This is a genomic window from Nocardia wallacei (assembly GCF_029868745.1).
GTDB classification, from domain to species: domain Bacteria; phylum Actinomycetota; class Actinomycetes; order Mycobacteriales; family Mycobacteriaceae; genus Nocardia; species Nocardia wallacei_B.
The window spans coordinates 57665-63969 of record NZ_JARWOP010000207.1 but is presented as its reverse complement, the minus strand read 5'-3'; the positions used below and the strand labels follow the sequence as shown (position 1 = coordinate 63969).

Below are 6305 nucleotides of genomic sequence, written 5' to 3'. Positions count from 1 at the left end.
TACCTCGGCCTCGACGTCCTCGCCCGCTCCCGCGGCCTCACCGACCCCACCGAACAGGAGGACACCACCCCAGCACTGACCGCCTGACCGAACAGGATCACGCGGCAATCACCCCGTTACACCACCCGCTTGGACTTGACCACCCTCGGATTCGAGGTTGCCGTGTGTGAGACCAGTGATTGATGCCAGGCGCATCAAGCCTGACTCAAACTGATGTGCTGCCCGTCGGGCTTGTCGATAATCACCAGGGCTCCGTAGCTCATCGACAGCTGTTGCGCCGGATTGCTCCGTGACCGCCCTCTCCTATAGCGGCGTACTATCAATTCTGTTCCAGGACTGATAGTTCCGGCTGTCTGTGAGGGGGGAGCACGTGCAGGTTGATCCGGACGCTCTACGAGCGTGGGCAAAGTGGCTGGATGGGTTATCGGGAGAGATCAAGGGCCTGACTGACAGCGTTGCGGGGGCCGCTGCGAGTGACCTGTTCCCTGGCACCGAACTGAGCGGCAGCGTCAATGCGGCCCGTGACCAGGTCAAGAGTGCTGTCGCATCATTCGCGACGCGGCCCTCCGAGATGGCTGAGATCGCCAAGGGTACGGGCGACTCCTACCAGGTCGAAGAGACGTTCTTCGCCGCTCAGCTCCGGGCGATGGGTGGGCTGAAGTGAGTCCCGGCCAGACGCTGCTTATCTCTCAGGTTGAGAAGTGGGATCCGGAAGCGTTGGGCTCCGACGCCACGAGCTTCGGCAATCTGGTGACCAAGGGTGACGAGCTACTGCAGTCGATGCTGACCACACAGGACGATCTCGCCGAGTCATGGAAGGGTGCCGCTGCCGATGCCGCCGCGACGCGAGTGGTGAACGAGAAGACCGCCGGCAGCCACCTTATGGGCAAGATCGATGGCCTGGGGAATGCCTGCACCCGCTATTACACGGAGCTGACCGACGCGCGGCAACAGGTCATCGACAAACGCAGCCTCATCCAGGGTATGGGGTTCGAGATCGCCGACAACGGCACTGTGTCCGCGAACGCGAAGATCCAGGCGGTCAAGGCGGCCGGCGGACGCAACCCGAAGAACGACGCCGACCCTGGTGTCGTCGCCGCGGCCATACTCCAGATCGAGTACGACGCCGCGCAGCAGCAATTAGCGATGGTGACCACTCTCCAGCACGCCGACAACACCGCGACTGCGGCGAAGACGGCGATCGACGCCGCCAAGACCGACGTTTCCCGCATTATGTTTTTGGAGGCCCCGTCGAAGGCAATTCGCGCTATGTTTCCCGGTCTGACACACCCGGACACAGCGAAGCCGTCTGAGCTGCCGCCGATACTCGGCGAAACTATGAAGCTCCAGGAGGGTGTTCCGTTCACGGTCACCGAACCGGATGGATCTACGAAGACGGTCACCCCGAATCCGGACGGCACCCTTACTGTCACGACTTCCGTACAGCAGCCGGATGGTTCTGCGATCACGACATCCAGCACTGACGGGAAGCCACCGACCACGACGGTAACAACGCCACGGGCAGACGGTTCCGGGATCGTCGATACCACGGTGGCGACACCGGACGGCAAACAGCAACGGCTGCAGACGATCCCGCTGGGCAACGGCCGTTCGGTCACACGCACGGTGAACGAAGACGGCTCATTGGGTGTCAGGGTATCTGAGTCCTATCCCGCCCCCAACGGCGGTCTGATCACCGATATTGAAGGCCAAAACGGCGCGTTCGATCGGGAATGGCGACGTGCAGACGGATTCCGTGAGATCGAACGTTACGTCGCAGGCTCGGATGGGCAACCGAAACTGGTCGAGATGACCAACTCGGATGGTCTGCGTTCCGTACTCAATGCCGACGGCTCGATCGAGACCAAGTATCCCGACGGCGGGATCGCTAAGACGATCACGCACGACGGCTTGATCATGACCAAGTTTCCCGACGATTCGTTGCTCACCTACGATCCGAGCAAGGTGCCCGCCGGATCGCCTGGGGCGGACGCTTGGGACACGGTGAAATCGTGGTCGACCAATCAATGGGGTCAGGCTGTGGTGTCGACCCAAGGCAATGCGCAGCAGCACCCGTATGCCACCGGCGCGGGTCTCGCCGGTGATGGCTTGGGCGAGGCATTCAAACACTCCGGAGAGACCATGGCCGGACACGCAGCGCAATCGGCGCAACGTTCGGCGGAAGCGTCTTCGCGTGCGTTCTCACTTCTCGACTCAGGGCAGCAGGGTGCTGGTCGAGCAGTGGTCGAGTCGATGGACCACGCTACCGATGCTGCCAGCGCTGCTTCTCGGGCCGAAGCACTGGCGAAAACCGCCAAATTCGGTGGACCTGCACTGACGGCGGGGTTGAATATCTACACCAATGTCGACGATGTCCTGACCGATGGGAAGGGCATCTACGAGGCCGCCGGCAACGCGACCGGAGGAGCTCTGGGAGGCGTCGGTGGGGCCGCTGGCGGGGCTTGGGCCGGTGCGGCGGTGGGTGGCATGACGGGCCCGGCGGCACCAGTCGCTGCCCCGGTTCTTGCGGTCGCCGGCGCGATAGCGGGAGGATATTTCGGTGGCGCAGGAGGCGCGTATGTCGGTGACAAAGCAGGTGCCGGTGTCCGGGAACTCTTCGAGTAGGAAGCACGATACGACATGGCACGTGACCGAATCGCTCTCCTGGACTGGCCGACCGGATTCGGAAAACCCGCACGTAAACCGGTCGTGTACTTCGCGATACCGTTCTTTTCGCTCGCTGCAATCTTCTTCGCGGTCGAACTGGTCGGGGCGATCTCCGCGGCCGACGCGCTGTCGATCGTTTTCCATGCGGGCGGGATGGCTGTGTCCGCCGGGTTCGTCGCCGCCTTCACCGCAGCACGAAATGTCAGGCAGGCCAGCTTGCCGCCCAAATTGAAGGTGACAGAGACCGGTACCGGCAGGGCACTGACCATGCCGATGTCGCGGCCGTTCACGATATCTCTCTTGACGCTGCTGGTTTCGGGAACTGTGTTCTTGCTCGCCTACGCGTTGTCTCTATTCCTTCGTGACGATCGTTCTGGCGCGGTCCAATTACGTGACTATCTATTCGGCGTGGTATTGATCGTCACGTCTGCGGTCATGGTCTGGCTAGCCGTTTACCACGTCACCAACCTGCGTAGAGAATCCCCACTCGTCATCAGCTCTGAAGGTATCGAGATGGACAACGGCTCCGTCCATCAGCGACTGCCTTGGACGGCGATCGAAACTGTCGATGCCTCCGCCAACAACAACAATCCCGCACTGATCATCCGACCGTCAGCTTCGGATGAGCTTCACACATTCCGTAGCTCGGTTATCGTGCGGAAGCTGAGTCGAAACTACCTACGCGCAATGATCATCGATGTGCATTTCTACCGAATAGACCCGGCTCTTCTCTACCACCTGATCCACTTCTATTGGAAGCGTCCAGAACTACGAAGTGAGTTGTCGACGAATACCGTGATCGACCGCCTCCGCCGTGGCAATCTGTCCATCTGACATCAAAGACCACGGATACGCGCCGGACATTCGATCGACTGCGGGTCTGCACCGTCGGTTAGGAGTCGCCTTCTGCAGCAACGGGAATGATTCCGGCCTCGGCGCCGTGGGGGCTCAAGGCTGGATCGACAGGATCTCAGATGTCAAGAGGCGCCGACCTCGCACAGCCCGCAGTACCGGCCGAGCGAACGCAGGCAAATTACCTGGTCAAGTGGCCTTTGGGGAGAGAGCCGGTGACGGGAATCGAACCCGCACTCTCAGCTTGGGAAACGCATATTGGTATGCTTTTGCCTGCACGTTCTTTGATTACCGGCAGGTGAAGCTCATACCTCGATCGCCTCCGTTGTACCTCATTGGACGCCAATGACTACACCAATGACTACACCGACTACACCCGACTCCGGTGGTCTCGGATGGGATGGGAGCCTCTCTCGCTGATCGCATAACGCACCCCACATTTCGGGGTGCCTCGCTGGTTCGGTTTCCGACCTCACCAGTGCAGGAGTGGCTGCTACGCGCAGCCCGTGCGATCGGAGAACGGCCGTGCCCAAGATTCGCGGCGAAGGCAAGCCCTACAAGGAGACCCGCAAGAAGACGGTCACCGACCGGAAAACCGGCGAGAAGCGAACCGTCGAATACGTCCTCTGGTGCTGGCGGGTGGAACTCGACCGCAAGCCCAACGGCGAGCGTGACTACACCGTCATCCGCCGGAAGAACAAGAACGACCTGATTCCGGCGAAGCGTGCACTGCTCGCCAAGATCGCCAACGGCGAGCCCTTGAAGAAGGACACGACCACGATCGAAGCGTGGTTGCGCTACTGGCTGGACAACATCGCCAAGACCCGGATGCGGCCCAATCCGTGGAAGGGCTACGTCTCGGCGGTCAGGTGCAACATCGTCCCGCACATCGGCAAGGTCAAGTTGACCGACCTCGAGCCCAAGCACGTCCGCTACATGCTCGCGGAGATCCTGAAGACCGGGAAATCGGCCCGGACCGCCGAGATCGCGTACAACGTGCTCCATATCGCGCTCGCCGATGCCATGAAGGAGCCGGGCCTCGCGTTGCGGCGCAACGTCGTCGAACTCGTGAACAAGCCACGCGCCCGGTCGAACAGCCAGGATGCCGGAACCCGAAAGACGCTGCCGTCCGGTAGCAAGGGGCGCATTCAGAAGTCGCGCAAGTCGCTGACCTCCGACCAGGCGAAGGCCGTGATCCAGACATCACGCGAGGCCGGCGACCCGCTCGCGGTGCGCTGGGCGATGGCTCTGCTGACCGGTGTCCGCAAGGGTGAGTGCTTGGGCCTGACCCGCGACCGAGTGGACCTCGAGGCGGGTACCTTCGACCTCTCCTGGGCCTTGGCGGTGCTGCCGTTGAAGCGGAAGAAGGGCGAGCCGCTACCGGAAGGCGACGTCTACCCGGTCGAGGCATTCGACGCCACGGACGACTACGAGATCAAGCCGCTATACAAGGCGTCGTGCCTGGTCCGGCCGAAGACGAACGAATCCGTTCGCGCCCTGCCGATTCCGGGACCGCTGCTGGCGCTGTTGCGGGAGCACATCGAGAACATGGCGCCCAACGAGTACGGGCTGCTGTGGGTGAACAGCAAGGGCAAGCCGATCCGGCCAAATGTCGACGACGCAGCCTGGGCGGCGGCCCTCGCCCGCGCCGGTGCGCCGGATGTCGTCATGCACGCGGCTCGGCACACCACCGCGACCCTGCTGCTCGAGGCCCGTGTCCCCGAGGACGTCCGGATGGCGATCATGGGCCACAGTTCCGCAGCGGCGCAACGGATCTACGCACACGCCGACATGGGTGTGAAGCGGGCTGGCCTCGAGAAGCTGGACGACCTGATCACCGCAGCCGTGGTCGATGTCCGCTACGACGATGAGGAGGCGCTGGCGTTGCCAGCGGCGCCGGATCCGGTCGGCGACGAGGACTCCGCGGATGCTGTGGTCATCGAAATCGCACCGGCCCCGGCACCCGGCGACTGGCGCAACGTGCTGTTCCAGTCCGCGTCCTGAAGACAAACACCCCTGCGCCCGCGGAACACTTTGCGGGCGTAGGGGTTTGGGGGTCCGTCGCTATTGGATTATCTCGGCGTCGGCTACGTCAGGGGCCGACGTGAAGATGCTGCCCAGGATCGAACACCGGAGAGTGCGGCCCTCGGCGTTCTCCGGCCATTTCAGCCGGTTGTCGGTCGCAGCCCGGATCTCTTCCCACTCATCGTGGGTGAGATTCCGCATCCGCTTCGCCAGTGTCGGCAGGGTGACGCGCAGCTGGCGCGCGACCTCCTCGGCACAGACGGAGACATTGTCGAGAAGCCAGATCAGTGCCTGGACGGGGATCAGCCGCTGCGCGGTGAGGCGCTGCGCCTCGACCTCCTGCCGGTGAGCCCGCGCAGTGATCTTGTTCATCACGGTCGGGATGGGGTTGTGCCCCAAGTCGAGATGCGCAGCCATGTGCGCAGCCATCACACGCCGCTCGATGTCGTCGAGCCCGCTGTCCAACAAGATCGTCTGATCGTCATGCAGCCACCAGGCATCGCTGCCTGGCAACTCGGTAATTCCGACGTTGAGGCCTGCGCGGCCAGCCAGGTCGGCGAATGGGTCGTAATCATTTTCCGGGCCGTCGAACGGATCACGCCCGTCTGAGGTAGTCATAGCCCTATCACCTGCGGTATCCCTCCCAACGCCTTGCATATCGCTCGGGAGCAATCCCCCCGAAGCGGAGACTAGTACTCCACCTCCGAGTAATAGCCAGAGGCTAGCAAGACGTTACTGGATCACACTGACAGGTTGACTGG

The 6305-nt window shown here is 62.5% G+C and carries 5 protein-coding genes; 4 read left to right on the top strand and 1 reads right to left on the bottom strand.

The genetic code is table 11. The annotated features are described in order from the left end of the window. Positions 1–370 precede the first annotated feature (370 nt). The 4 genes from QH470_RS17470 (at position 371) to QH470_RS17455 (ending at position 5523) form a co-directional block, all read left to right on the top strand. Complete coding sequence (locus tag QH470_RS17470; RefSeq protein WP_280273438.1) at positions 371–664, top strand: type VII secretion target; 294 nt, start codon at positions 371–373, stop codon at positions 662–664. Beyond that, positions 661–2625, top strand: a complete 1965-nt coding sequence (locus QH470_RS17465) for a hypothetical protein (RefSeq protein ID WP_280273437.1) — start codon at positions 661–663, stop codon at positions 2623–2625. The genes QH470_RS17470 and QH470_RS17465 overlap by 4 nt, the downstream gene beginning before the upstream one ends. A gap of 15 nt (positions 2626–2640) precedes the next feature. Next, positions 2641–3501: a hypothetical protein gene (locus QH470_RS17460; protein WP_280273436.1), complete on the top strand. Its 861-nt coding sequence runs from the start codon at positions 2641–2643 to the stop codon at positions 3499–3501. A gap of 543 nt (positions 3502–4044) precedes the next feature. Beyond that, positions 4045–5523: a site-specific integrase gene (locus tag QH470_RS17455; protein WP_280273435.1), complete on the top strand. Its 1479-nt coding sequence runs from the start codon at positions 4045–4047 to the stop codon at positions 5521–5523. A gap of 60 nt (positions 5524–5583) precedes the next feature. Here the strand turns inward: QH470_RS17455 and QH470_RS17450 are convergent, their stop codons facing one another. After that, on the bottom strand, positions 5584–6162 hold the full coding sequence (locus tag QH470_RS17450; RefSeq protein ID WP_280273434.1) for a hypothetical protein: 579 nt from the start codon (positions 6160–6162) through the stop codon (positions 5584–5586). Between the last annotated feature and the right edge of the window lie 143 nt (positions 6163–6305).